This is a genomic window from Bacillus sp. 123MFChir2, assembly GCF_000383235.1.
GTDB lineage: Bacteria > Bacillota > Bacilli > Bacillales > Bacillaceae_G > Bacillus_A.
This window is the reverse complement of record NZ_KB910926.1, coordinates 93,704-119,279: the sequence shown is the minus strand read 5'-3', so window position 1 is coordinate 119,279 and position 25,576 is coordinate 93,704. Positions and strand designations below refer to the sequence as shown.

Genomic DNA, 25,576 nt, shown 5'->3' with positions numbered 1-25,576 from the left:
ACATTTATATTGTATAAATTGGAAGAGCTGGAAAACAGTACGATACGTCATGACATGAATATGACAAATGTCATGAAATCTTGAAATGGGTGACTTCCCACGTCAGTAGCAGGACAAAAATAAACATGATACAATCATATAAGATGTACATTCGAGGAAGGACAGTGGTTTTCATGATTATTCGCAATGAACAAGATTTAGAAGGCTTACGAAAAATTGGCCGCATCGTTGCGCTTGCTCGCGAGGAAATGAAAAAACAAGCAAAGCCAGGCATGACAACGAAAGAGCTTGATTTAATTGGTAAGAAGGTATTAGATGAGCACGGTGCTATTTCTGCACCTGAAAAAGAATATAATTTTCCAGGTACAACTTGCATTAGCGTCAATGAAGAAGTTGCGCACGGCATCCCAGGAGACCGCGTTCTAAAAGAGGGCGACTTAGTAAACGTCGACGTATCTGCGGCACTTGGTGGTTACTATGCAGATACAGGTATTTCATTTGTTCTTGGGCAAGACGAAGCAAAAGAAAAACTTTGCGCTGCTGCTGAAAGTGCATTTTGGGCAGCGATGAAAAAAGTAAAAGCTGGTGCAAAACAAAACCAAATTGGCCGTGCAGTTGCCAATGATGCTCGTAAAAATGGCTATACAGTCATTCAAAACTTAACGGGACACGGCATTGGCATTAGCCTACACGAAGCACCAAACCATATTTTAAACTATTTCGATCCAATGGATAGCGCTCTCTTAAAAGACGGACTTGTCTTAGCAGTAGAACCATTCGTATCAATGGGCGCAGATCATATTATCGAACGCGGTGATGATGACTGGACATTTGTCACACCAGATAAAAGCCTAGTTGCACAGTGTGAGCATACAATCGTTGTAACTCGCGGTGAACCAATTATTTTAACAACGCTATAAGCAAAAACACACGGTTATATAAAGTAAAACTTTAATCAGTGGAGTTTTCTTCATCCTCGCTGAATTTTGAGGCGGGAGTATTACTGCCCTCGAATAGCGGGATAAATCCAAAGTAACTACAAAGCAGCGCGCATCGACTGAGGGTCGATGCGCGCTGCTTCATTTCTTTAATATCTAATCAGTCCATCGACTGATCAGATATTTTTATATTATTTCGAAATAGATATTTTCTTCATTACATCTTCTCTGGTGCAGATACTCCAACTAATGCTAATGCATTTTGAAGGGTAATACGTACTGCACGCATTAAATCATAACGAGCTTTACTTAATTCCACATTGTCTTGGTTTAATACTTTTTCTGCATTGTAGAAGCTATGAAGCGCTGCGGCTAAATCAAATGCATAGCTTGTAATGCGATGTGGCAGGCGTTTTTGTGCTGCTTCTGCAACCGCTGCCGGGAATTCGCCTAGTTTCTTTAATAAGTCTACTTCTTTTTCAGAAGCAACTAGTTTGTAGTTAACATCGCCTCCTGCAGCTAAACCAAGTTCTTCACCTTGACGAAGAATACTGCATACGCGTGCATGTGCGTATTGCGCATAGTATACAGGGTTTTCATTTGATTTTGATACTGCTAAGTCCATATCAAAGTCTAAATGAGAGTCACCGCTACGCATCGCAAAGAAGTAACGCATTGCATCCACGCCCACTTCTTCCATAAGCTCACGAAGTGTAACAGCTTTACCTGTACGTTTACTCATTTTCACTTTTTCACCGTTTTGGTATAGTTGTACCATTTGGATGATTTCTACTTCTAATGTATCTTTATCGTATCCAAGCGCTTGAATTGCCGCTTTCATACGAGGAATGTAACCGTGGTGGTCAGCACCCCAAATGTTGATTAATTTATCAAAACCGCGCTCTAATTTATCACGATGATACGCAATATCCGGCGTTAAGTATGTGTAAGAACCATCGTTTTTAATTAATACGCGGTCTTTATCATCGCCGTAAGTTGTAGAACGGAACCATGTTGCGCCTTCTTCTTCAAACACTTCACCGCGCTCTTTTAATACTGCAAGAGCCTCATCAATTTTACCGTTTTTATATAATGATGTTTCAGAATACCAAACATCAAAATTCACATGGAAACTTCCTAAGTCCTTTTGAAGCTTTTCTAATTCATATTTTAAACCGTACTGACGATAGAACTCATAGCTTTCTGCTGCATCTACATGCACGTAACGATCACCGAATTCTTCTGCAAGGCGCTTACCAATTCCGATAATATCAGCACCGTGGTAACCGTCTTCTGGCATTTCTTTCTCTAAACCTAACGCTTGCATGTAACGAGCTTCAACAGAAAGCGCTAAGTTATGAATTTGATTACCTGCATCATTAATATAATATTCACGAGATACATCGTAGCCTGCTTTTGCTAATACGTTACATAGAGTATCACCAACTGCTGCTCCGCGCGCATGACCTAAGTGCAGGTCGCCCGTTGGGTTTGCAGAGACGAATTCAACTTGTACTTTTTCGCTCTTACCTGTGTTTGTTTCACCATATGCTTCGCCAGCTGTAATAATTGTAGGTATTAAATCTGTTAAATAGCTGTTATCCATATAGAAGTTAATAAAACCAGGGCCAGCAATTTCAATTTTTTCAATAGAAGCTTTTGCTTTATCAAAATTTGCAACTAATTCTTCTGCAATCATACGAGGTGCTTTTTTCGCTACACGTGCAAGTTGCATTGCCGCATTTGTAGAGAAGTCACCATTTGCTTTATCTTTCGGTGTTTCTAATATAACGTTTGTAATTTGTTCTTCTGTTGCTAATTCTGCTTTTATTACAGCAGCTTTAATTTCCTCTTTAATGAGTTCTTTTACTTGTTCTAAAGAGTTCATTATTGTGCCTCCTTAAGATTAATGGTAATTGTATATCGGCCTGCTTCTTGTTCACTTAGAAGCAATGCATACGTTAGAAAGAGTTGTCCCTTTTTCTTTTCTTCCGACCATTTAAAAAGGACGTTATCTGTTTTTGTTTGCAATGCAAACGTTCCAAGCTCACTTGTATACGTCCCTGTTGTCCACTCACCTTTTTTATGAGTTTGGCGCATCGAAACAGCACCGGAACGCATAATGAGAACTTGATCATCTTGGATTTTAATAATTGTCTTCACTTCGCCTTGTTCGTTCAGTTCTTGAAACGTTACATATGTACTTTGACCCTTTACATAGTATAGACCATTTGCATCAAAAGCAATAGTTTCCTTTCGCGTTCCTTCACGAATTTCCGTTACAAAGTGAACCTGTACTGGTAAGCCTGCAAGTTGCTTCTCCACGTCTTGCACACCTTTCAAAATGTTATAGGTATAGCATATTTTAGCTCCAGTGGCTAGAATGTTTGACGGCTTTTCGCCTTCCTTCTCCGCTCATTCTAAGCAAGCCACTTCAGCTTTCCTAAAAATAAAAGACTCTTTCTATCATATCAAAAAACAGTGGTGTCTGTCTGCTGAAAGCTGTATTTGCAAACACAATTTATAAATTTTTCTTTCCTAATTAACCATCAACCTTATGAAATAATAGGAAGTGGCTGACGCGAAAAGGGACTAGTCAGCTCCTTTTCATGTGCTTAACATGTCGAATCACCGATATATATAGATGCAAATTGAAAAACTAACATAAAAACCTTCTTCTTTTTCGGTGGGCGAGAGCAACTGGCTATGCATAGAGGCGGTCAGTTCCTTTTCCTGCCACGTGCAAAGTTTAAAACAAAGATAGGCAGCAAGTAGTGGCCACGTTTTGTTCTGCATAGCAGCGACTTAGATGTTAAAAAGTCAACTTGTATTTATATATCAGTGAACATAGTAAGAAGGAGCTGATTCAAAAGACATCTACATCTCTTTTGGGTCAGCTCCTTTTCATTATTTTCTCAATTTTTCTAGCACATTTGTTGGTACTTCATTCTCTTGCAATTCAGCCCATCCTTGACCTTGACTACCTTTTGCATAGATCTTCAAATATTCTCCACGTCGCAGTTCACGGTTTATCATTTTCTTCACAACTTGCTTATTTCCTTCTCCATCATAAGCAGTAAAGGCATACAAATACCAATCCCCTTTTTTCTCGCCTTGATTTGTCACAGCATAACATGCCTTTACTTCCTTACTTGAAAAAAAGTTATCTATAAAAGCTTGCACACCTTCTGTTTTTGTTTGTAAATAACAGGCTCCTGCCCCGCATAAAATAGCAAATACCGCTCCAACTTTTAATATCATACGCATAAAGCTTTTCACCTCTTACATAACGCTTCCTTATTATTATCCTCAGTATAAAATTTACAAAAGGTAATCTCTATCGATTTTCCTTACACTTTTCTTACATCATTGTAAGGAAAGTTAACTATATAAATCGAAATTTTAAAAACGACATCAAACCATTCTTTTTCATTGGGCAAGAGCATCTGGCCGTGCATAGAAGCGGTAAGGGCCCTTTTCTGCCACATGCGAAGTTTAAACAAATGGAGAAAGCAAGTGCAGAATCCTTTTTTCTATATAGCAGCAATCTATATGTCGAAAAATCAAAATGGATTCATATGAAAACAACACAAAAAAGGCTATTTCGAATTCATTCGAAATAGCCTTTTTAGAAAGCTTACTTTTCACCTAATTTTAGTAACTAGAATACTCGGTGGCTTCGCTTTTATTTTTATCTAGCTGCGCCTCCTAGGCCTTTGCGTCTAAGAACCTTCCCCGCCAAAAAGTAAAGAGCACTTTTTGCAGGAAAGAACCTTAGCCATCAGGCCTAAACAGTCGGCCTCGCTTTTATTTCTGCACCCATCCAAGTAACATTTCGCGCACAAATTTACTTGCTGCGATTGGTGTTTGATCACTGTGATCGTATACAGGAGCTACTTCAACTAAGTCTGCTCCAACTACGTTTATATTTGAATTTGCAATTGCAACAATGGAATCTAATAGTTCTTTTGATGTAATACCGCCAGCTTCTAACGTTCCTGTACCAGGAGCATGAGCTGGGTCTAATACGTCAATGTCAATTGTGACATAGACTGGGCGTCCTGCAAGTGTTGGTAATACTTTCTTTAATGGTTCTAATACATCAAATTTGTATAAGTTCATACCAACTTCTTTTGCCCACTCGAATTCTTCTTTCATACCAGAACGAATCCCGAAAGAATATACGTTTTCTGGGCCAATTAAATCACACACTTTACGAATTGGTGTAGAGTGAGATAACGGCTCACCTTCATAAGATTCACGTAAATCTGTATGAGCATCCATATGGATGATCGCTAAATCTGGATATTTTTTGGCCATCGCCTTAAAAATTGGCCAAGACACTAAGTGCTCACCACCAAGACCTAGCGGAAACTTACCAGCATCTAATAGTTTTGTTACATATTCTTCGATCATATCTAAGCTACGCTGTGCATTACCGAAAGGAAGCGGAATATCACCCGCATCAAAATATTTAACTTCCTCTAGTTCACGATCTAGATATGGACTATATTCTTCTAATCCAATTGATACTTCACGAATACGTGCTGGGCCAAAACGAGAACCAGGACGATAGCTTACTGTCCAATCCATTGGCATCCCGTAAATAACTACTTCAGCATCTTCAAAACTTGGATGACTATTAATAAACACTTTACCTGAATAAGCTTCATCAAAACGCATATTCTTTTCCTCCTATCTGGAACTTAAGGTATCCCAACCTTTCATTTTGTCTCAAATTTGGAGCTATTTGCTCCTCTTTATCGATTTACCATACTCTTTCCCGCGAGAAGGAAACATGCCTTTTTGTGGGAAAGAACCTTAGTCGGCATGCCTGAACAAGCCGCTTCCGCTTTTCTTGTCTAGCTTCAGCGGCTAGAATCTCCGGTCGTTTCGCCCCCTCGGACGAGGTAAAAAGCACCTCTCTGTCGGGGGCTCCAACGTCCTGCGATTCTGAGCAAGCCGCTTCCGCTTTTCTTACTTAATTAAATCCCCAACGAACTTCGGCAATGCGAACGCTGCTTTGTGAAGTTCTTTTGTGTAATATTTCGTTTCGATTTCGTGGAAACGCTCTTCACTTACTTCTAATGGATCATGTTTTTTAGATCCGATTGTGAATGTCCAAAGTCCACTTGGGTATGTTGGAATGTTCGCTGTGTATAAGCGCGTAATTGGGAAGATTTCTTTTACGTCTTTAAACACAGTTGAAATTAACTCTGGTGTGAACCAAGGGTTGTCCGTTTGTGCTACGAAAATACCGTCTTCTTTTAACGCTCTTGAAATTCCAGCATAGAATCCTTTTGTAAATAAGTTTACAGCTGGGCCTACTGGCTCTGTAGAATCAACCATAATTACATCATACTCGTTTTCACTTTCAGCAATGTGCATAAAGCCATCGCCTACTTTTACATCTACGCGTGGGTTTTCTAATTCACCAGCAATTTCTGGTAAGTACTTTTTAGAGTACTCGATTACTTTTCCATCAATTTCAACAAGTGTCGCTTTTTTCACGCTTGGGTGTTTTAATACTTCACGAATAACACCACCATCACCACCGCCAACAACTAAAACGTTTTCAGGGTTTGGATGTGTAAATAATGGTACGTGCGCTACCATTTCGTGATATACGAACTCATCCTTTTGTGTTGTCATAACCATGCCATCTAAAATAAGCATGTTACCGAATTCTTCTGTTTCAACCATATCAAGCTTTTGAAATTCTGTTTGCTCCGTATGTAAAGTGCGGTTAATACGCGCTGTAATTCCAAAATGCTTTGTTTGTTTTTCTGTGAACCATAGTTCCATTGTGCGATCACGCCTTTCATTGCAATTTATAATGTGGACACCATTAATGTCCCCTAACAAAAATAAAACAAAACATATAAAAAGTATAGTTAAAAATATAAAAATACCGTAAATATATTTGAAGCAAATTGTTTTCGTTCGTATATTTAGTCAATTATGTATAAAACGGTAAGAAAACCCTTTCCTAGGAAAGGGTTTTGCTCTCATTTTTTACTGGTATATAAATCATCACACATCCAACTAGCGCTACAATTCCTCCGACTAAAAACGGACTTTGCGGTGAAATCACGTGGCCGAGAATTCCAGATAGAATGGGTGCAATCGCTCCGCCTAACCAACGAACAAAGTTGTATACCCCTGATGTGATAGATCTTTCATAAGGTGAAATGTCCATTACGTAACTTGTAAATAGCGCATTATTAAGACCAGACGCTAATCCTGATAAAACAATAAGTACAATTTGTAACCACATTACATGTACGAAGAATAATAAAACTAAAAAGCAAGCAAACACAAGTAAACTATAACGCAGTAACATTTTTGGCTCATAGTTCTCTTCTAATCGATGAGCAAGTTTAGCAGAACCATACGCTAATGCAAGGCCCCATCCGCAAAAGACGAATCCAAGCTGAATAGCAGATAAATGTAAAATAAGCGGTGAATACGCTAAAACTACAAAGAAAGCATAGTAGTATAACATCCCGGAAATAGCACCTTGTATGAAAGGTTTATACTTCACCAAATTAAGTAATTCTTTCAATCCAGCTGATTGGCGTTTCACTTTGCGCTCTGGTTCTTTTACAAAAAAGAAAACAAGAATAAATGCTAAAGCAATTAAAACACTTGTCGCAAAAAACGGATAACGCCAAGAATACCCACCTAATAAACCACCTAACAACGGACCTCCTGCCATACCTAAACCAATCGCGGCCTCATACAATCCAACTGCTTCATGCACTTCTTTGCTCAGCGCAATTAATAATGTCATCGCCGTTGCAAAGAACATTGCATTTCCTAAACCCCAGCCAGCACGAAAAATAGATAACTGTGCAATTGTTTGTGATAACCCACAAATACATGCAAACACTGTTACAATCGCAAGACCGATTGTCATCATACGCTTATCACCAAACCGTGCCGCAAGAAGCCCAGCTGGCAGCATCATGATGGCCATCGTTAAAATATAAGCTGTAAATAACATTTCTACTTGCCAATGCGTTGCTCCAATTTTCTCTGCGATGATTGGCAAAATAGGATCGACTACTCCAATGCCCGAAAAAGCAAGAAACGTAGCGACTACCGTAATGAGTCTTCCCATCCGTTGTTTACTCTCCATATAAATCATTCTCCTCTTTCTAAAAACTTCGTTGCTCTTTCCAAGCTATCTTCTAATTCTTCTTTCACACGCTTCATTTGTAACATTTTCTTGTCTAGCGTCTCAATTTGATTGGTCAGCATATTGGCTATTTCTTGAATGACTTCTCGGTCTCGCGGGTTATCGCTATTTCTTCTTTGCTCCATACGTTCTTTAAGGGATAAGAAATACTGCATTTCTTGAAGCGTAATCCCTAATACTTCTTTCGCTTCTACAATTTTTTTAATTCTCTCCACATCTTCGTCTGTATATAGGCGAATATTTCCTTCGCTGCGTTCTGGTGGATGAATTAAACCAATTTCCTCATAATAACGAAGAGTCCGTTTTGTTAAACCAGTTTGTTTTGTAACTTCCTCAATTTTATACACGTCCATTCCCCCTTAACATCATTACATTTTACGTTAACGTTAACCCTTATGCAACTATTACACCTTTTTAAAATTTCCCCACAAAGGTTGCCTTTTAAATTGCACAGTTTGATAATTGAATTAAAACAAACGAGAAGGAGAGCCTATTACATATGAAACAACCACTTATTTTTGCGCATCGCGGTGTGAGAAGTACACACCCTGAGAATACAATGATTGCTTTTCAAGAAGCAGAGCGCGTTGGTGCGCACGGTATTGAGCTTGATATACACGTATCAAAAGATGGTGAACTTGTTGTGATTCACGATGAAACTGTGGACCGAACAACAAATGGAGCAGGACTTGTCTGTGAACAAACCACCGTGCAATTACAAGCACTCGATGCTGGTAGTTATAAGGATTCTTCTTTTCATGAAGCGAAAATTCCAACACTCCGTGAAGTGCTTATTTGGCTTTCTACAACAACGCTAGAATTAAATATTGAATTAAAAACAGACGTTATTCGTTATCCTGGTATAGAAGAAAAAGCTGTAGCTCTTGTTCGCGAATTTCATCTTTCTAATCGAATTGTATTTTCTTCGTTTAACCATGAATCAGTTGCGCTGCTCACAACTTTAGCACCAGAGATTCCCCGTGCCATTTTATACGATGAACCGCTCGCAGATCCGATTGCTGAAGCAAAGAAAAGACAGGCTACTGGCCTTCACCCAAACTTTGAATTACTCACAAAAGAGTTTGTACAAACAGCTCAGCAACAAGGATTCATATTCCGTCCATATACAATTAATGAATACGAAGACTTACGAAAGATGATAGATTACGGCGTTGATGTCATCATTACGGACTGGCCAACACGTGCCTTTGAGCTTCTTTCTTACTAAGAAGCTCTTTCTTTTTCTTATCTAAGAGTAACTGACGCATTTTGAACATCGTCGATGAACAGAGTAAAATACTAATGAGTTGCCTATATAAATGGCATTCTAAGCATTCTTTCTTAATTTCTTTGCACCTGTCAATTTTAAAAAAGATTCCCATGTTTTGAAAAAAGTTATACCGTTTATAAAAAAGTCGAACCTAAATGTTATTACTTCAGTTTTCCTTCTTCCACAAACGGTTAGTTCAATAGCTTTATTTGGGCATTGCGTTCAAATTAAGATAGTATTGATTTGAACGGCGTTGGAATTAGTAGTATAAAAAATAGGGGATGCAAAGCAGTGAATGAATTTTATAATGCGTTAACATATATAAATAAAATGTTTTATGAACCCAATCACTTAACCATAAAAGCTGTCCGAGAAGAAGCTCAAAATTCAGATTATGGAGCTGGTATATTTCAGCTAAATTCAAAAACGATTAGATTTAGAGTTGCAAAAATAACACCTACCAAGATAGGACAGTTTGTTGCCTTTTGGGAAAAAGATGGGGATAATAAAAACCAAGCCTTTTCATATGAAAAAGCTACTGATTTATTGGTTATCAATACTTTTACTAGAAATAATAATTTTGGACAATTCGTTTTTCCAAAAGAAGTACTTGTAAAACAAAATATCCTTAAAACAGCCACTACAAAAGGAAAAATGGCAATTAGAGTTTACCCTAGTTGGGAAAATCCCACTAGCAAACAAGCTATCGAAACACAGAAATGGCAATTAGAATATTTTGTTGGGATGAACAATACAAATAGTTTACCAATACAAGAACTATTAAAGCTATACTCTAACTAAAATTAGATAGCCCTAAATGTGGTTTTAAAATAGGGTTCGATAATTTAAAACAAAACATTCCATTTCCATAAACAGGTGCGTTAGTGGAATAAGGAGTATTAAAATAATCAAACTTTTTTATAAAAATTTCATACTTAGTTAAAAAGAGAAACTCCATTTTGGTCAATCTTTTTTCAAAATGAAGTTTTTATATTTGCTTTTAAATAAGGGTTAAAATACATTTTTTAATCAAACTTTATTGCAACGTTACGTTGCACAATGATACGGATATCATTAACAATTTGATACGATAAAGGATGGGAATAGATTGGATAATCATAGCCAAACACCAGCGTATATATATACGTATGCATTTCGCGAAGAGGAACGTTCTTTATGTTATATGGAGATGCGCTCACTCTTTGGAACGGAATCGCACTCTAATATATTAAAAAGCACAATCAAAATCGATCCGAGCCGAAGCCCGTTTATTAAAGAACGGATTGACGTAATGTATGAAGGAGATGAACTGCCAGATATTTTGAAGCAGGTCGAACAGATTGATTTGTCTGGATCCACGTTCAAAGTCATCTTCGTTAAAATTAATGATCTTGATAAATCGAAAAAAATAGAATACGGAGAACGCCGCCTCATTGAGCGAGATATCGGCATGCATATTGAAGGTGAAGCCGATGTGCATCATCCAGAGCGTGTATTTGGCATTGTAATCATTGGCGGACGTTGGTACTTCGGAACATATAAGGAAAGCGAGGCTGTTTGGTTCCATCACGTGAAAAAACCACGCAGCTATTCTACGTCACTAAGCACACGTGTAGCGAGAGCTGTTGCGAATATCGCTGTGCCAAATCCTGATGGAGTCAAGGCAATCGATCCATGCTGTGGTATTGGAACGGTAGTGGTAGAAGCACTCTCTATGGGCATTGACATCGTTGGCCGTGATATTAACCCGCTTGTCGTAATCGGATCAAGAGAAAACATCGCGCATTTTGGTTTTGAAGGAGACGTAACGGTAGGACCTATCAAAGACATTCAGACAAACTACGATGTAGCAATTATCGATATGCCGTACAATCTATTTACGTGCGCAACACCAGAAGATCAATTCTCGATTTTAAAACATGCGCGCCGTATTGCAAAAAAAGTAGTAGTTGTAACAAGTGAAACAATGGATCACATGATCGAAGAAATTGGATTTGAAATTACAGACCGCTGCGTAACAAGAAAAGGAACCTTTTCTCGGCAAATTCTTGTTTGTGAATAGAAAAGTAAGGGAAGACCAATGATTTTACAGTAACAAAAACGATCAGTTTAGATACAGTGGCAATTTGTACAGAATTATCGTTTGGGGGTATTCCTAAATTCTTAGCTTGGTGAGCATGTGGCGAAATCCCTATAAATAAAAATGAAAAAATCGACGCAAGAACATTTGACCAGACATAGGATCGATCATGCACTTGCAAGTTTAAAATAAAAAGAGAAAACAAGTAGCGGGCATGTTTTGTTCTGCATAGCAGCGACTTATATTTCAAAAAATCAAAATGGATTTATATAGTTTAAAAACAACCAAAAACCTCAATACTAGTAAAAGTATGCTATGAGGGGTGACAAAAGAAATGGAACTTACTGCAAATGAAAAACATGCGAAATATATGCGCTTTTTCCTTACTGCACTACTATCAGGTGTCCTTTTCTTTGTTTTCACTATTTTCATTTTGTTACTCGTTGCGAAAATTTTAGGACCACCACCTGTTGCAGTTCCACAAACAACTATCTTTTATGCAAATGACGACTCAGTTATGGGGCAAAGTCACGGGGCGCAGAAACGTTATAACGTATCACTCGATCATATTTCACCTTACGTAAGAGAGGCAACACTTTCTATTGAAGATCAGCGCTTTTATAAACATCATGGCTTTGATTTAAAGCGCATAGGCGGGGCAGTGATTGCCGACATTAAAGCGATGGAAAAAGTACAGGGCGCAAGTACAATTACGCAGCAATATGCGCGTAATTTATATTTGGATCACGATAAAACATGGAAGCGAAAGCTGCTAGAAGCAATGTACACCGTTCGCCTAGAAGTGAATTACAATAAAAACGATATTTTACAAGGGTATTTAAACACGATTTATTACGGGCACGGCGCCTATGGAATCGAGGCAGCGGCACGTCTTTACTTTAATAAAAACGCGAAAGATTTAAACTTAGCAGAAGCAAGTATGCTTGCAGGTATTCCAAAAGGACCAAGTTTGTATTCCCCCTATTTGCATAAAAGCAGGGCAAAAGAAAGACAAACTATCATTTTAAATGAAATGGTAGAGCAAGGATATATCACAAAGAAAGAGGCAGCAGTGGCAAAACAAGAACTACTCAGCTTCGCTCCGCTTGAAAAAGAAGAAGTTGCAGAAGTTGCACCTTATTTTCAAGATGCCGTGCAAACCTCTCTCATCAATGATGCTGGTCTCGATGAGCAAACGGTAGCACGCGGCGGCCTGCGCGTATACACAACGCTAGATCCAAAGTTACAACAAATTGCCGAACGTACAGTAAACGAAACCATTCCAAGTACAACAGAGATAGAAACGGCTATTGTATCGATGAATCCAAAAACGGGCGAAGTCATGTCCCTTGTCGGTGGACGTGATTATAAAAAAAGCCAATTCAACCGAGCGACACAAGCATATAGGCAACCAGGTTCGACATTTAAACCCTTTTTATATTACGCCGCTCTTGAGCAAGGCTTTACACCAGCAACCCGCTTAAAAAGTGAATATACCGTGTTCACTTTAGGTGACGGTGTTTCAAAATATAATCCGACTAATTATAAAAACTATTACGCCGATGACTTCATTACAATGATGCAAGCACTAGCCGTTTCCGACAATGTATATGCTGTAAAAACGCATCTTTTCTTAGGGGAAGAATCACTCGTAAAAACAGCGAAGCAATTTGGAATTACAAGTTCATTAAAAGATGTCCCATCGCTTGCTCTTGGAACATCCCCTGTAAAGCCTCTTGAAATGGTAAACGCTTATGGCATGCTTGCTAACGGCGGTAAACAAGTAAAGCCAACATTTATTCGGCGCGTGGTCGATCATGACGGCAACATTTTGTATGATGCTCATTTAGAAAATAAACAAATTCTTGATGAGAACAATGCCTTTGTAATGGAAGAAATGATGACGGGCATGTTTAATAAAAAGCTAAGTAGCTACACCTCCGTTACTGGGCAAAATCTGGTTCCAAAATTATCACGCACGTACGCTGGAAAATCCGGTTCGACCGAGACAGATAGCTGGATGATCGGCTTTACACCAGAGCTCGTAACAGGCGTTTGGGTCGGCTACGATAAACAAAAGACAATCTCTAATCCAGCTGAGCAAGTCTATGCAAAAAATATGTGGGCTACGATTATGGAGCAAGGATTAGAAAAAAAACCAAAACAAGACTTTAAAAAACCAGCCAATGTAGTCGCGTTAACCATTAACCCCCAAAACGGGAAAATCGCCACGAAAGGGTGCCCCGTTTCTGTCAAAATGTATTTTGTAAAAGGGACCGAACCAACTGAGTACTGCATGGATCATATTGATGAGAAAGATGAATTCGAGGCAGTGCTAAAAGAAAAGAACAAGAATAAACAAGGCTGGTGGAAGAAGTATTTTCCGTGGTAACGAAAATTGAATGAATAAGGGCGCGTATCCTACCACTCCCTTATTCATCCTCATCATTTACAATCGCTAATACTTGATGGTCTTCCCATTTTCCATTTATCTTTACATTTTTCCTTGCAATTCCCTCTTTATGAAACCCTGATTTCTCTAAAACTTTTATGGACCCAATATTATGCGGCATAACGCCCGCTTCAATCCGATGGAGTTTTAGTTCATCAAACGCGTAAGACACAACTAGCTTAACAGCTTCCGTCATATATCCTTTCCCATTATGGTGTTTGTCTAAGGTATATCCAATGAAACAGCCTTGCAAAGGACCTCTTAGTACTTCAGACAATGTAACAGACCCAATTAATTCTTCTGTTTCATTTAGATAAATGCCAAATGAATACTGCTCATCAAGCTCTTGCTTTTCATTCCCTTTTCTAATACGCTCCTTCTGACCCTCTAGCGTATAAAAATTATCTTCTCGTAATGCTGTATACAGTTGAAAAAAATCTCGATTTTTCGACTCCAAATGCATCATAGCTTCTGCATCACATTCTTCTAAACTTTTTATAAAAATAGACTCCCCGCGCATTCTCATATTTCCCCCTTCTAACCTCTTGATCTTCCATTTACATACATATTTCTGACAAATATCAGCATTTTCCTGCAACATTCAATGGAAAACATGTTTTCAAACAAACAAAACCCCTTTCAACAAGAAAGGGGTTCCTATCATTCTCCTAACAATTCACTACGTAATTTCTCACTAGAGGAATTCCATAGCTCCTCATTATGCTCTTTCAAGAATGTTCCGAGCACTTTTTTAGAAGGTTCATCCATATGATCAACCATAATGTGACGCTTTAATGATTTATCCATTTTATTTACATGTTCAGGAAGTGATTTATAGCCGCGGCGAATTTCACGGTCTACTGTCATTTCACATGCAGTTACACCTGCATAATATGCGCCTTTTGTTGTGCGCTCAATTGTTACCCAAACGAGCCAGTATGGTTTTGCATTTGGTACTTCTTCTTTATTGATTAAAAATTTAATTCCTTTTTCAACAGCACTGCGGGCATGCATAGCTCCAACGTCCACAACTGCCGTTCCTTCCGTTACATCAATAATAACAGGAGAAATATTTTCAAGACTTAATGCGCCGACCCCAAAGCCGCCGTGTCCATCTGTAGAGTCATTTTTAATAATATTAAAACCGATTTGTTTCTTTTTCTCTGTCATAAGAAAACCGCCCCTTCTAATACAATCCAAATAATGGTCCAATTATATTATGCAACATACTTAAAACATTCGGAATGACAACTTGAAATATTGGTTGAATCGTATAGCGATCTAACGGTGTAATAACAAGAATTAATAAAAGAATCGCACCGTATTTCTCATATTGCGTCATTTTTGCGCGTATATTGCTTGGCGCTAAATCTTCCAAAACGCGATAACCGTCTAGCGGCGGAATTGGTAGTAAATTAAAAACAAATAGAACAATATTAATCCCGATAAAAATTTGAAAGAATTGAAATAGTGTCTCCCCTACTGCTACTGGGACGGCCTCAATCACTCCAAATTTCAGCAAACCATACCAAGCGGCAAGTCCAAAAGCCCCTAATAATAAATTACTAATCGGTCCCGCAATCGAAACGCAAATCCCTGCAAGGCGTGGGCGCTTAAAGTTATATGGGTTTACTGGTACAGGGCGAGCCCATCCAAAACCAATAAACAAGAATGCGATCGCACCAATCGGATCGATATGAGAAAGGGGCGATATCGTTAAACGCCCTTGGTTTTTCGCCGTTAAATCTCCAAACTTATAAGCAACATATGCATGTGCAAACTCATGTACAGAGAGCGCCATTGCAACTGCAAGAGCTAACAACGGTAACTCATGCAATGGGTATCTAAAGAAATTATCCATACTTCATCTCCTTCTTAATTACGCAAACAAAAAATCTTTCATTTTCTGATTGCTCTTTTCAAGAATCCGTTATAATAGTACTGTAATCTACATAAAAGGAGCGATACATATGCCATACGTAACAGTGAAAATGTTAGAAGGCCGCACAGAAGAGCAAAAGAAAGCCCTTGCTGAAAAAGTAACAGCTGCAGTAAGTGAAACTACTGGTGCTCCAGAAGAAAAAATCGTTGTATTCATTGAAGAAATGTCTAAAAATCATTACGCACTTGGTGGTAAACGCTTAAGCGACCAAGAGTAATCATTGCTATAAGGGAAGCAGCACAGCTGCTTCTCTTACTCTTTTCCTTCTAATAAACGAATAATTTTTTCTTTTACTTTTCCTTTTCGTCCATCTTCATACAGTAAATCATGCGGATAGAATAGCTTCTGATCTGTTCTCTTTTTACCTGTAATTGCCTCTACAATGTCCGACTCACGAGACAATTCACGCAACTCTCCATTTGGCATAAGCAGTAAAATTGGCAAACGTTCTTCCTCTTCACCTGCACGGTAAAAGTCATACGGCAAATCCGACGTAGAATCTACTACTAAATAATATTCTGGATCAAGCCCAATCTTCTTAAATAAACTATTTAATTCTACCCAATTGTTTAATCCATGCTTTTCCGTAAAATCAACGCATTTGAACAAGTTACGGTTCATAAAACGGCGGCATAAATCGCTTAAAATAACATCCTCTTCTTCTTGCCATACTTGGAAGTAATAATACATGACATTCTCGTCTAACTTTAAATAATCCTCTATCGTTACTTCTCCTTCAAATAAAGAATAGAAATGAACGGGATGATATTTAAATGGATAGTACTGTTCATGCAACGCTTTTGCGCGGTGCAAAATTTTCGTTAAAATCACTTCAGCACTGCGCGTCACTGGATGAAAATACACTTGCCAATACATTTGATAACGGCTCATAATATAATGCTCAACAGCATGCATCCCGCTATATTTAATCACAACTTGATTATTAAATGGACGCATTACCCGTAATATTCGTTCCATATCAAAGTTTCCATATTTCACACCTGTGAAATACGCATCTCGTAATAAATAGTCCATACGATCTGCGTCAATTTGGCTAGAAATCATACTAATTGCTAATTTGTTAGTAGAAGTTTTCGCAATGACATCTGCTACTTTTTGCGGAAATTCACGATCAACGCGGCTTAACACCTCGTAAATTTCTGTGTCACCGACAATAATTGCTTGTGTAAATTTTTCATGGTTCAATTCAAAAACTTTTTCAAATGAATGAGAAAAAGGACCGTGCCCTACATCGTGAAGAAGTGCTGCGCATAAGCACAACAAACGATCTTCGGCATTCCAATCCGGTCTTCCATCAAACACATCATCAATCATGCGGCGAATAATTTCATAGACACCTAGTGAATGAGTAAAGCGACTATGCTCCGCACCGTGAAATGTAAAAAATGTCGTCCCTAGCTGCTTAATGCGACGCAGACGTTGAAACTCTTTCGTGCCGATTAAATCCCAAATTACGCGATCGCGCACATGCACATATTTATGCACTGGGTCTTTAAACACTTTCGTTTCATTTAATTTATCGCTTACATATGCCATTAAAATTCACCGCCCTCCATTATACGTACTTACTCCTATTATAAACGAAAGGCGAAACAGAAAGAAATGAAAGACTGTATATTACTGTATAAAAAGAAAACCACCATCAAAAAACGAAGGTGATTTTCTCTATTATTATTATTTCCCTAAAATAAACGTAGATAGTTCGTCTAATAACATCTCTTTACCAAGTGGGAAGTATCCTTTATTTAAATCTTCATTTTTAATCATATACACGCGGTTGTTTTTTACAGCGTTCATATTCTTCCAGATGGTTTCTTGTTGAAATTCTTTTAGACGCTGGTTACCGTCACCTGTCGTGAATACAAATAAGAAGTCTGGATTGTAATCAATTAATGCTTCTTTTTGTAATTGTACTAATGGCTTATCTGCTGGTGTACCATTAACTGCTGGTAATTTTAAATCTTTAAATAGAACACTACCGTATCCATAATCACCGTACACACGGAATGCATTCGGATATGCAGCCATTACCATGAATTTTGCATCGCCAGTTTTGGCAACGATTTGGTCATGTAACTTGTTTGCCTTTTCATCGTATTTCTTTAACCATGCAGCTGTTTCTTGTTCTTTATCAAAAATTTTACCTACTTCTTCAAACTTCGGACGCCATTGATCTAATGGAGTACTTAACATGACTGTCGGTGCAATTTTAGATAACTGATCATAAATTTTTTCTTGACGATTGTTTACTAAAATTAAATCCGGTTTTGCAGCAGCTACTGCCTCGATGTTAATTTTATCTCCCCAAGTGGAACCAACCGGTTGTATGCCTTTTAATTTATCTGCAATATGTGAATCAATTTTTTCTTGCGTTGTATTTGCCGTAATAACTGGCTTCATTCCTAAAATTAACAACTCTTCTGTTGATCCACTTAAGTCCGCAATTTTCTTTGGATTTGCAGGAATTTTAATTTCCCCTTTTGCATGTTTGACAACACGCTCTTCACTTTTTGCGTCTGCTTTCTTTTCTTCTTTCTTATCAGAAGAACACGCAGCAAACAATACAGAAGTAATCGCTAATACGAAAACTAGTAGAGTAACTTTGAATTTCTTCATATTTTCTTCTCCTTATCTTATTATAGTGAAAGTGCTACAAGAGCTCTTTAGACAAAACTATATATACAAGTAAAAAAATCAACATAAAACCCTCTTTCTTTTTAGGAGGACGAGAGCATCTGGCCGTGCATAGAAACGGTCAGGACCTTTTCCGCCCACATGCAATATTTAAAACAAAAAGAGACAGCTAGTGGCAGTCATGTTATATTCTGCATAGCATCGACCTATACGTTGAAAAATTCAGATGTATATATAACTATTTATACAAATTCAAGGAAGTCGCACCTTTACCCGTTCTAACGGATAGTAAACCTTAGGCTTTATCGTCAGTAATTTACTGCCCGTTAGAACGAACTTAAACCAGCTTATGCACTTGTCATTAAGTCATAAGTAAGACAAATTGGTTTGCCACCAACAGGACACGGAACCATTTGCGCTTCGATTTCAAACACTTCGCGAAGCGTTTCAGATGTCATGACTTCATCTGGCGTTCCTTGCTTCATTAAATTCCCATCTTTTAACGCAATCATATGATCAGAAAAACGAGAAGCGTGATTTAGATCATGAATAACCATCACAATTGTTCTTCCTTCTTCTTCATTTAACTTTTTTAATAAGTTCAGCACTTCAAGTTGATGTGCCATATCAAGGTATGTTGTTGGCTCATCTAGTACAAGCAAGTCCGTTCCTTGTGCTAGTGCCATCGCGATCCAAACACGTTGACGTTGCCCGCCTGACAGCGCCTCCGCTGGACGATTAGCAAATTCCTTCATACCAGTCACATCAAGCGCCCAGCGAATGTAGCGATAGTCTTCTTCTGATAACGTGCCGAACCCTTTTTGATGTGGGAAACGCCCATATGAAACAAGTTCAAATACAGTAAGACCTGTTGGCACTTCTGCTGTTTGCGGCAAAATTGCCATCTTTTTCGCAATTTCCTTCGTCGGCTGTTTCTCAATTGCTTTTCCGTCCAAATAAACAGTACCTCGTTTTGCTTTTAAAATACGCGATGCTGTTTTCAGAAGCGTAGATTTCCCGCATCCATTTGGGCCAATGATGGTCGTAATTTTCCCTTCCGGTATTTCAACAGATAACCCATCAATAATTAAATTTTCACTATATCCAACAGATATCGACTCAACTGATAAAGATGGCATACAGACCCGTCTCCCCTATCTTATTTTTATCCCGCATTAACGGGCAGTAATACTCCCACCTCAAAATTCAGCAAAAACATTGTCTAGCTCTAGCGGCTAGAATCTCCGGTCGTTTCACCCCCTCGGACGAGGCAAAAAGCGCCTCTTTGTCGGGTGCTCCAACGTCCTGCGATTCTGAGCGAGCCGCTTCCGCTTTTCTTAAGAAGTTAAGTGGGAGATAAACTGCCCGTAAAAGCCCGATTGGTTCAACTAATAATCAGTGGGGGATGGAGCCCCCCCGCTGATTAAAGTTTCACTTTATAAGTAAATAAATGAAATACGGCGCGCCAATTACTGAAATAACAAGACCGACCGGTATTTCCGATGTTGTAAGTAAGCTGCGCGAAAGAAGATCAGAAAACAATAGCAATAATGTTCCAATTAGCGCAGCGGTTGGCAACATTATTTGATATTTTCCGCCTACTAAACGGCGGGCAAGATGTGGTGCCATTAATCCAATAAAACTAATCCCTCCTGCCACTGCAACAGATGCACCTGCTAAACAAACAGCGATAAATAATAGCTTACGGCGTTCTTTCTCAACGTTCAGACCGAGACCCATTGCCGCCGCATCTCCTAAATTCATTACATTTAAAACGTGCGCTTTCATAAAGGCAATTGGTAAGAAAATAAGCATCCATGGCAGCACACTTAGCACGAACTTCCAATCTGTCCCCCATAAGCTTCCGGATAACCAAATCGTAGCAAAACGGAAATCATTCGCTGTCATTTTCATTGAGAGCACTAAGCTTACAGCACTGAACCCAGCTGCCACTGCAATCCCAACGAGAACTAACCGAACCGGCGAAACACCGTCTTTCCAAGCAAGTGCATAGATGATGATCGCTGCTACTATTGCACCAACTAAAGCAAAAAACGGTAGAATGAATACAGATAAAAACGAAGTCATTGTTACTTTTCCAAAAAAGAAATAAACAAAGATAACAACTGACAATCCCGCTCCGGCATTAATGCCAATAATTCCTGGGTCGGCAAGTGGATTTCGTGATAATCCTTGCATAATTGCACCGGATACCGCTAAAGCTGATCCGACTAAAAGAGCAACAATCATTCGCGGCATCCGAAAATCAAATAAAATCGTTGTTTGATCTTCTGCACCAAGCCCAACAAGCGTTTTCAACACCTCAACTGGTGAAACTTTAAACGTACCTGTACATAAGCTCACTAAAAATACGATGCAAATTAACAGAACAATACTAGATAAAACTGCGATGTTTTTTCTCGTTAACATTCCTTGTCTCACATTTTCCCTCTCCCTTCTTTACGTGCTAAGTAGAGGAAGAATGGTACACCAACCATTGCTGTTACAGCGCCAATTGGCGTTTCAAACGGCGGATTAATGATACGTGAGATTATATCAGCACACTCAATAAGTAATCCCCCTAAAACTGCAGAGCATGGGATTACCCAGCGATAATCTGACCCCACAAGAAAACGTGTTAAATGCGGAATAACAAGACCAACAAATCCAACAGACCCAGCTATGGAAACAGCACTACCTGTTAGCACAAGTACAAGAATTGTTCCAATAAATTTAATGAGCTTCGTATTTTGTCCAAGACCAATGGCAATTTCTTCACCAAAACTTAAAATCGTAATGTACCTCGCTAGTATAATCGCAATAATAAGACAAACAAGACCCACTGGCAGTAACATATCTAAACTCAGCCATTTCACACCAGCAACGCCGCCTGCATGCCACATACTAACTTCTTGCGCTAGATTAAAATATAAGGCAATCCCAGATGAAATTGCGCCTAGTAAGGCACTAATTGCTGCACCAGATAACGCTAACTTAATTGGTGTTAATCCGCCCGGAGACGCTGCTCCAATTCCGTATACAATACTTGCACCAAATGCTGCACCGATAAAAGAAGCAATTACAAACATTACATATGGTGAGTTTGGAAAGAATGCAAACATGATTGCGATGCCAAATACCGCTCCATCTGTAATCCCCATAAGTGATGGAGATGCAAGTGGGTTTCGCGTCATCCCTTGCATAATTGCACCAGATACTGCTAAAAACGCCCCTACAACTACTCCTCCAATTGCCCTTGGAAGACGCAATTCTTGAATCACACTATGATATGTAGTGGATGCATCAAACTGAAATACAGCTTGCCATACCGTTTTTAAACTAATATTAGCAGCACCAAATGAAATAGAAACCGCCATACTTAAAGCTAGTAAAGCGGTTCCAACGATTAAAATCATCACGGCGATAAGTGGACGGCTTTTTATCTCTTTTCTGTCTACTGATTCTTCTTCGTAAACCTTTCTCATACTCACTTCCATCTACAACATCCTAACTTTCAATATGTATAACAAGAAAATGAAATTCATTCTCATTAAGGGGCAAAAAAAGAAAATCAAGAATACAACTTGATTTTTGATAACGATTCTCAATATCGATCTCTTTTATTCTACAAACATAAACTGAAATTTGTCAACCACTAATTTTGCTATATAAAACTTTGTTGCATTTCACAAAACAAAAAAGATACAGCATCGTATCTTTTTACTTGTTTAACTTTGCTTCAATTTTTTGAATTAGTTCATCTTCATTTGGCGCTGCAACTGGACGATTATTTACAAATGCAAATGATTTTTTACGACCAGGACCGCAATATGATTGACAACCAATTTGAATATCTGCACATTCATCTATTTTCTTTAAACGCGGTACTAACGTCTTAATATTCGTTGCCTGACAATCATCACACACACGAAATTCGTTTCCCATTGTATATAACACTTCCTCTATTTGAAACTTTTCTCAAGTACATATAACAATAAACACTAAATGGTATTTTACCCTTCTTTTCGATGTGATGCAAGTTTTCTTCCTGTAAGAAACAAATGGCATATAAACATATTTTCACTCAAAATCTACCATAATTTTGGCAGCTTTGTATAAAAGCAATGCATTTTGTCCATTCTAAAAATAAGATATTGATAAAAAGAAAGGGAGATGAATCTATGAAAGTAAGACAAGATGCTTGGACTGAAGAAGATGACTTACTTCTTGCCGAAACCGTTTTACGTCACGTTCGCGAAGGAAGTACACAATTAAATGCCTTTGAAGAAGTTGGTGATAAATTAAATCGCACCTCAGCAGCTTGCGGTTTCCGCTGGAATGCTGTTGTACGCTATAGTTACGATCAAGCATTACAACTTGCGAAAAAACATCGCAAAGATAAAATGCGTGCAAATGGGGGCGAACAAACAAAAAAGCGCCTTTTATATACACCGCCAATTTCATCTAATGCATCAGTTGACGAAAATATTAGTATCGAGATTGAGCAGCCTGTTCAACCCATTCAGACCACGCAAGCAATACCAACAAATTCTTCCATTACGATGCATGACGTTATCCATTTTCTACAATCTCTCGGAGCTTCCAATGTAAAAGTATCCGCACTCGAAAGAGAGAATGAGAGATTGAAACAAGACATCGCTGAGTATATGCGAAGAAATGATGAACTAGAAAAGAAGGTAGGAAAATTAGAACAGCAATCAACAACCGTTCAAGAAGATTACGAGACGCTCATGAAAATTATGAACCGTGCACGTAAATTGGCACTAATGGACGACGAAGAGCGTACACAAACATCATTTCGTATGGATCGAAATGGAAATTTAGAAAAGATTGCAGAATAAAAAGGATGCTGTCGTAGCATCCTTTTTATTCTAATTTTTCAACCTATAAATCACCGCTAACCCAAACAAAAAGTGCCCCCACTCGTTTTCTCCCTTTGTTTTAATCCTAGCACGTGGCTGAAAATGGCTCTGACCGCTCCTATGCATAGCCAGTTCCTCTCGCCCTCCCAAAATAAAATGGCTGTTTGTCCGTTTTTATAAAATCACTCTTTTTTGCTATAATAAATATTGTCATTTTATAGATAAGGGGTTATTTACATGAGCGATTCTCGTTCGATTTTATCTCAGCCAGAGTGGCGCATTGTTGATCAATCAAGCTTAGGTCCACAATTTCATGCGCTGCAGTCTTTCGCAATGGATGATACGTTATGTACAACCGTTGGCAACGGTACATCTGCTGCAACAATGCGCTCTTGGGTTCATCACAATACAATTGTTCTTGGTATTCAAGATTCTCGTCTTCCTCATTTACAGGAAGGGATTTCTTTTTTAAAACAGAAGAATTTCAATGTTATTGTTCGTAATTCAGGTGGTCTTGCAGTCGTACTTGATGAAGGGGTTTTAAATGTATCACTTCTATTCCAGGAAACAGATAAAGGCATCGATATCGATCTTGGCTACGATACAATGTGGCATTTAATTAAAGAAATGTTGACAGATTACCCTGTTAATATTGAGGCAAAAGAAATCGTTGGTTCTTACTGTCCTGGCAGCTATGACTTAAGTATTAACGATAAAAAATTTGCTGGTATTTCACAGCGCCGTATTCGCGGTGGTGTTGCAGTACAAATTTACTTATGTGCTTCCGAAAGTGGCTCTGCACGTGCAGCACTTGTTCGTGATTTTTACAACTTAGCCATTCAAGGTGAGGAAACTAGATTTACGTATCCTGAAATTGTACCAAGTACAATGGCTTCACTATCTGAACTACTTGGTGAAGAAATTACTGTACAAGATTTAATGATGCGCCTTTTACAAACATTACAGCGTTTTACGCCGCAATTAACGCCGTCACAGCTAACAGTAGATGAAGTACCGCTATATGAGCATCACTTACAACGCATAATTGACCGCAATAATAAAGCACTTGTATTAGAAAAATAAAAAATCCCCGCAAATGATGCGGGGATTTTTTTCATAATTATAGCGCTTGTGCTGCTGTAATTAAAGCAAGCTTGTACACTTCTTCTTCGTTACAACCGCGAGATAAATCATTTACTGGCATGTTCAAGCCTTGTAAGATTGGTCCCACTGCTTCGAAGTTACCTAAGCGTTGTGCAATTTTGTAGCCGATATTACCAGCTTCTAAGCTTGGGAATACGAATACGTTAGCGTCACCTTTAATAACAGAACCTGGTGCTTTCTTTTCTGCTACAGATGGTACAAATGCAGCATCAAATTGGAACTCACCGTCTAATGTTAATTCAGGTGCCATTTCTTTCGCGATGCGAGTTGCTTCTACAACTTTCTCTGTTTCTGGAGATTTCGCAGAACCTTTTGTAGAGAAGCTTAACATTGCAACGCGTGGGTCAATACCGAATAATTCAGCAGTTTTTGCACTTTCAATACCAATTTCAGCTAAATCTTGGCTGTTTGGTGCAATGTTGATTGCGCAGTCAGCGAATACGTACTTCTCATCGCCGCGTACCATGATAAATACGCCAGAAGTTTTTGTAACGCCTGGTTTTGTTTTAATGATTTGAAGTGCTGGACGAACTGTATCAGCTGTAGAATGAGCTGCACCGCTTACTAAGCCTTGTGCTTTCCCCATGTATACAAGCATAGTACCGAAATAGTTTTCGTCTTTTAAGATTTCACGAGCCGATTCCTCTGTCGCTTTACCTTTACGGCGTTCAACGAAAGATGCTACCATTGCATCCATTTCTTCGTATGTAGCTGGGTCATAAATATCAACACCTGCTAATGTTAAATTCATGCTAGCAGCTTTCGCGCTAATTTCTTCCTTATTACCAACTAAGATTGGTTTTACTAATTCTTCTTTTGCTAAACGCTCTGCAGCGCCTAAAATTCTTTCATCAGTACCTTCAGGAAGTACGATAGAAATGCCTTTACCTTGAACTTTTTCTTTTACTGTTATAAATAAATCGCTCACTAATAACCCTCCTACGAATTGAAATCCATATTTAAGAATACCGCTTTTTACCTCTATTTTAAA

At 38.5% G+C, this 25,576-nt stretch carries 25 protein-coding genes and 1 pseudogene; 8 read left to right on the top strand and 18 right to left on the bottom strand.

Going from position 1 to position 25,576, the window contains the following annotated elements:
• Positions 1-125 precede the first annotated feature (125 nt).
• Complete coding sequence (gene map / locus H280_RS0103700; protein ID WP_081625583.1) at positions 126-920, top strand: type I methionyl aminopeptidase; 795 nt, start codon at positions 126-128, stop codon at positions 918-920.
• A gap of 235 nt (positions 921-1,155) precedes the next feature.
• Here the strand turns inward: map and argS are convergent, their stop codons facing one another.
• From argS to H280_RS0103660, 7 genes are all read right to left on the bottom strand, one after another.
• A complete protein-coding gene (gene argS, locus H280_RS0103695) occupies positions 1,156-2,826 on the bottom strand; it encodes an arginine--tRNA ligase (RefSeq protein ID WP_020059764.1) in 1,671 nt (556 codons plus the stop codon).
• Positions 2,826-3,263 carry a DUF1934 domain-containing protein gene (locus H280_RS0103690; protein WP_020059763.1) on the bottom strand — a complete coding sequence of 146 codons (438 nt, stop codon included), beginning with the start codon at positions 3,261-3,263 and terminating at the stop codon, positions 2,826-2,828. The genes argS and H280_RS0103690 overlap by 1 nt, the downstream gene beginning before the upstream one ends.
• A 582-nt stretch (positions 3,264-3,845) precedes the next feature.
• On the bottom strand, positions 3,846-4,205 hold the full coding sequence (locus H280_RS0103685) for a YxeA family protein (protein WP_020059762.1): 360 nt from the start codon (positions 4,203-4,205) through the stop codon (positions 3,846-3,848).
• Positions 4,206-4,745: 540 nt separating this feature from the next.
• Complete coding sequence (gene speB / locus H280_RS0103675; protein ID WP_020059760.1) at positions 4,746-5,621, bottom strand: agmatinase; 876 nt, start codon at positions 5,619-5,621, stop codon at positions 4,746-4,748.
• Positions 5,622-5,915: 294 nt separating this feature from the next.
• Positions 5,916-6,743, bottom strand: a complete 828-nt coding sequence (speE, locus tag H280_RS0103670) for a polyamine aminopropyltransferase (RefSeq protein ID WP_020059759.1) — start codon at positions 6,741-6,743, stop codon at positions 5,916-5,918.
• Positions 6,744-6,927: 184 nt separating this feature from the next.
• Positions 6,928-8,079 carry an MFS transporter gene (locus H280_RS0103665; RefSeq protein WP_020059758.1) on the bottom strand — a complete coding sequence of 384 codons (1,152 nt, stop codon included), beginning with the start codon at positions 8,077-8,079 and terminating at the stop codon, positions 6,928-6,930.
• 5 nt (positions 8,080-8,084) lie between these two features.
• Entirely contained in the window at positions 8,085-8,486 is a 402-nt protein-coding gene (locus tag H280_RS0103660; protein ID WP_020059757.1) for a MerR family transcriptional regulator, read from the bottom strand.
• A 152-nt stretch (positions 8,487-8,638) separates the two neighbouring features.
• Between H280_RS0103660 and H280_RS0103655 the strand changes: the two genes are divergently transcribed.
• Positions 8,639-9,367, top strand: coding sequence for a glycerophosphodiester phosphodiesterase (locus tag H280_RS0103655; RefSeq protein WP_020059756.1), 729 nt, complete (start codon positions 8,639-8,641; stop codon positions 9,365-9,367).
• On the opposite strand, the pseudogene H280_RS25585 reads toward H280_RS0103655, so the two are convergent.
• Positions 9,357-9,529, bottom strand: a pseudogene (locus H280_RS25585) (IS4 family transposase); the annotation flags it as partial. The gene H280_RS0103655 and the pseudogene H280_RS25585 sit on opposite strands and share 11 nt — an antisense overlap.
• A gap of 171 nt (positions 9,530-9,700) precedes the next feature.
• Between H280_RS25585 and H280_RS0103650 the strand changes: the two are divergent.
• From H280_RS0103650 to H280_RS0103640, 3 genes are all read left to right on the top strand, one after another.
• The gene (locus tag H280_RS0103650) at positions 9,701-10,210 is read left to right on the top strand and encodes a MepB family protein (protein WP_020059755.1); all 510 of its coding nucleotides are present in this window, start codon (positions 9,701-9,703) and stop codon (positions 10,208-10,210) included.
• Positions 10,211-10,517: 307 nt separating this feature from the next.
• The gene (locus H280_RS0103645) at positions 10,518-11,471 is read left to right on the top strand and encodes a TRM11 family SAM-dependent methyltransferase (RefSeq protein WP_020059754.1); all 954 of its coding nucleotides are present in this window, start codon (positions 10,518-10,520) and stop codon (positions 11,469-11,471) included.
• A 352-nt stretch (positions 11,472-11,823) separates the two neighbouring features.
• Entirely contained in the window at positions 11,824-13,881 is a 2,058-nt protein-coding gene (locus H280_RS0103640) for a transglycosylase domain-containing protein (RefSeq protein ID WP_020059753.1), read from the top strand.
• 40 nt (positions 13,882-13,921) lie between these two features.
• On the opposite strand, the gene H280_RS0103635 is transcribed toward H280_RS0103640, so the two are convergent.
• From H280_RS0103635 to H280_RS0103625, 3 genes are all read right to left on the bottom strand, one after another.
• Complete coding sequence (locus H280_RS0103635; protein ID WP_020059752.1) at positions 13,922-14,461, bottom strand: GNAT family N-acetyltransferase; 540 nt, start codon at positions 14,459-14,461, stop codon at positions 13,922-13,924.
• 140 nt (positions 14,462-14,601) lie between these two features.
• The gene (locus tag H280_RS0103630) at positions 14,602-15,111 is read right to left on the bottom strand and encodes a YwhD family protein (protein WP_020059751.1); all 510 of its coding nucleotides are present in this window, start codon (positions 15,109-15,111) and stop codon (positions 14,602-14,604) included.
• A 16-nt stretch (positions 15,112-15,127) separates the two neighbouring features.
• Positions 15,128-15,802, bottom strand: a complete 675-nt coding sequence (locus H280_RS0103625; RefSeq protein ID WP_020059750.1) for a site-2 protease family protein — start codon at positions 15,800-15,802, stop codon at positions 15,128-15,130.
• Between the two features lie 109 nt (positions 15,803-15,911).
• On the opposite strand from H280_RS0103625, the gene H280_RS0103620 reads away from it, so the two are divergent.
• Complete coding sequence (locus H280_RS0103620) at positions 15,912-16,100, top strand: 2-hydroxymuconate tautomerase (protein ID WP_020059749.1); 189 nt, start codon at positions 15,912-15,914, stop codon at positions 16,098-16,100.
• A 35-nt stretch (positions 16,101-16,135) separates the two neighbouring features.
• On the opposite strand, the gene H280_RS0103615 is transcribed toward H280_RS0103620, so the two are convergent.
• The 6 genes from H280_RS0103615 to H280_RS0103590 all read right to left on the bottom strand — a co-directional run bounded on the left by H280_RS0103615 (position 16,136) and on the right by H280_RS0103590 (position 22,483).
• Positions 16,136-17,440 carry an HD domain-containing protein gene (locus H280_RS0103615; RefSeq protein WP_020059748.1) on the bottom strand — a complete coding sequence of 435 codons (1,305 nt, stop codon included), beginning with the start codon at positions 17,438-17,440 and terminating at the stop codon, positions 16,136-16,138.
• A gap of 138 nt (positions 17,441-17,578) precedes the next feature.
• Complete coding sequence (locus H280_RS0103610) at positions 17,579-18,520, bottom strand: ABC transporter substrate-binding protein (RefSeq protein ID WP_020059747.1); 942 nt, start codon at positions 18,518-18,520, stop codon at positions 17,579-17,581.
• A 365-nt stretch (positions 18,521-18,885) separates the two neighbouring features.
• Positions 18,886-19,677: an ABC transporter ATP-binding protein gene (locus tag H280_RS0103605; RefSeq protein ID WP_020059746.1), complete on the bottom strand. Its 792-nt coding sequence runs from the start codon at positions 19,675-19,677 to the stop codon at positions 18,886-18,888.
• 292 nt (positions 19,678-19,969) lie between these two features.
• Entirely contained in the window at positions 19,970-20,980 is a 1,011-nt protein-coding gene (locus tag H280_RS0103600) for a FecCD family ABC transporter permease (RefSeq protein ID WP_020059745.1), read from the bottom strand.
• Positions 20,977-22,023: a FecCD family ABC transporter permease gene (locus H280_RS0103595; protein ID WP_442852811.1), complete on the bottom strand. Its 1,047-nt coding sequence runs from the start codon at positions 22,021-22,023 to the stop codon at positions 20,977-20,979. Before H280_RS0103595 ends, H280_RS0103600 begins: the two co-directional genes overlap by 4 nt.
• Positions 22,024-22,258: 235 nt before the next feature.
• A complete protein-coding gene (locus H280_RS0103590; protein ID WP_020059743.1) occupies positions 22,259-22,483 on the bottom strand; it encodes a DUF1450 domain-containing protein in 225 nt (74 codons plus the stop codon).
• 236 nt (positions 22,484-22,719) lie between these two features.
• Here H280_RS0103590 and H280_RS0103585 point away from each other — a divergent pair, with 236 nt between their 5' ends.
• Together H280_RS0103585 and H280_RS0103580 are read left to right on the top strand one after the other, a co-directional pair.
• Positions 22,720-23,400, top strand: coding sequence for an RsfA family transcriptional regulator (locus tag H280_RS0103585; protein ID WP_020059742.1), 681 nt, complete (start codon positions 22,720-22,722; stop codon positions 23,398-23,400).
• A 258-nt stretch (positions 23,401-23,658) separates the two neighbouring features.
• Complete coding sequence (locus H280_RS0103580) at positions 23,659-24,504, top strand: lipoate--protein ligase family protein (RefSeq protein ID WP_020059740.1); 846 nt, start codon at positions 23,659-23,661, stop codon at positions 24,502-24,504.
• 37 nt (positions 24,505-24,541) lie between these two features.
• Here the strand turns inward: H280_RS0103580 and pta are convergent, their stop codons facing one another.
• Complete coding sequence (gene pta / locus H280_RS0103575) at positions 24,542-25,513, bottom strand: phosphate acetyltransferase (RefSeq protein WP_020059739.1); 972 nt, start codon at positions 25,511-25,513, stop codon at positions 24,542-24,544.
• Between the last annotated feature and the right edge of the window lie 63 nt (positions 25,514-25,576).

Excerpts from the sequence above, each read along its gene's own strand:
- H280_RS0103625 (WP_020059750.1), bottom strand. The coding sequence starts at position 15,802 with ATGGATAATTTCTTTAGATACCCATTGCATGAGTTACCGTTGTTAGCT.
- H280_RS0103605 (WP_020059746.1), bottom strand. The coding sequence starts at position 19,677 with ATGCCATCTTTATCAGTTGAGTCGATATCTGTTGGATATAGTGAAAAT.
- map (WP_081625583.1), top strand. The coding sequence starts at position 126 with ATGATACAATCATATAAGATGTACATTCGAGGAAGGACAGTGGTTTTC.
- H280_RS0103615 (WP_020059748.1), bottom strand. The coding sequence starts at position 17,440 with ATGGCATATGTAAGCGATAAATTAAATGAAACGAAAGTGTTTAAAGAC.
- speE (WP_020059759.1), bottom strand. The coding sequence starts at position 6,743 with ATGGAACTATGGTTCACAGAAAAACAAACAAAGCATTTTGGAATTACA.
- H280_RS0103585 (WP_020059742.1), top strand. The coding sequence starts at position 22,720 with ATGAAAGTAAGACAAGATGCTTGGACTGAAGAAGATGACTTACTTCTT.
- H280_RS0103640 (WP_020059753.1), top strand. The coding sequence starts at position 11,824 with ATGGAACTTACTGCAAATGAAAAACATGCGAAATATATGCGCTTTTTC.
- H280_RS0103595 (WP_442852811.1), bottom strand. The coding sequence starts at position 22,023 with ATGAGAAAGGTTTACGAAGAAGAATCAGTAGACAGAAAAGAGATAAAA.
- H280_RS0103620 (WP_020059749.1), top strand. The coding sequence starts at position 15,912 with ATGCCATACGTAACAGTGAAAATGTTAGAAGGCCGCACAGAAGAGCAA.
- H280_RS0103665 (WP_020059758.1), bottom strand. The coding sequence starts at position 8,079 with ATGGAGAGTAAACAACGGATGGGAAGACTCATTACGGTAGTCGCTACG.
- speB (WP_020059760.1), bottom strand. The coding sequence starts at position 5,621 with ATGCGTTTTGATGAAGCTTATTCAGGTAAAGTGTTTATTAATAGTCAT.
- H280_RS0103630 (WP_020059751.1), bottom strand. The coding sequence starts at position 15,111 with ATGACAGAGAAAAAGAAACAAATCGGTTTTAATATTATTAAAAATGAC.
- H280_RS0103685 (WP_020059762.1), bottom strand. The coding sequence starts at position 4,205 with ATGCGTATGATATTAAAAGTTGGAGCGGTATTTGCTATTTTATGCGGG.
- H280_RS0103580 (WP_020059740.1), top strand. The coding sequence starts at position 23,659 with ATGAGCGATTCTCGTTCGATTTTATCTCAGCCAGAGTGGCGCATTGTT.
- H280_RS0103655 (WP_020059756.1), top strand. The coding sequence starts at position 8,639 with ATGAAACAACCACTTATTTTTGCGCATCGCGGTGTGAGAAGTACACAC.
- H280_RS0103590 (WP_020059743.1), bottom strand. The coding sequence starts at position 22,483 with ATGGGAAACGAATTTCGTGTGTGTGATGATTGTCAGGCAACGAATATT.
- H280_RS0103635 (WP_020059752.1), bottom strand. The coding sequence starts at position 14,461 with ATGCGCGGGGAGTCTATTTTTATAAAAAGTTTAGAAGAATGTGATGCA.
- argS (WP_020059764.1), bottom strand. The coding sequence starts at position 2,826 with ATGAACTCTTTAGAACAAGTAAAAGAACTCATTAAAGAGGAAATTAAA.
- H280_RS0103610 (WP_020059747.1), bottom strand. The coding sequence starts at position 18,520 with ATGAAGAAATTCAAAGTTACTCTACTAGTTTTCGTATTAGCGATTACT.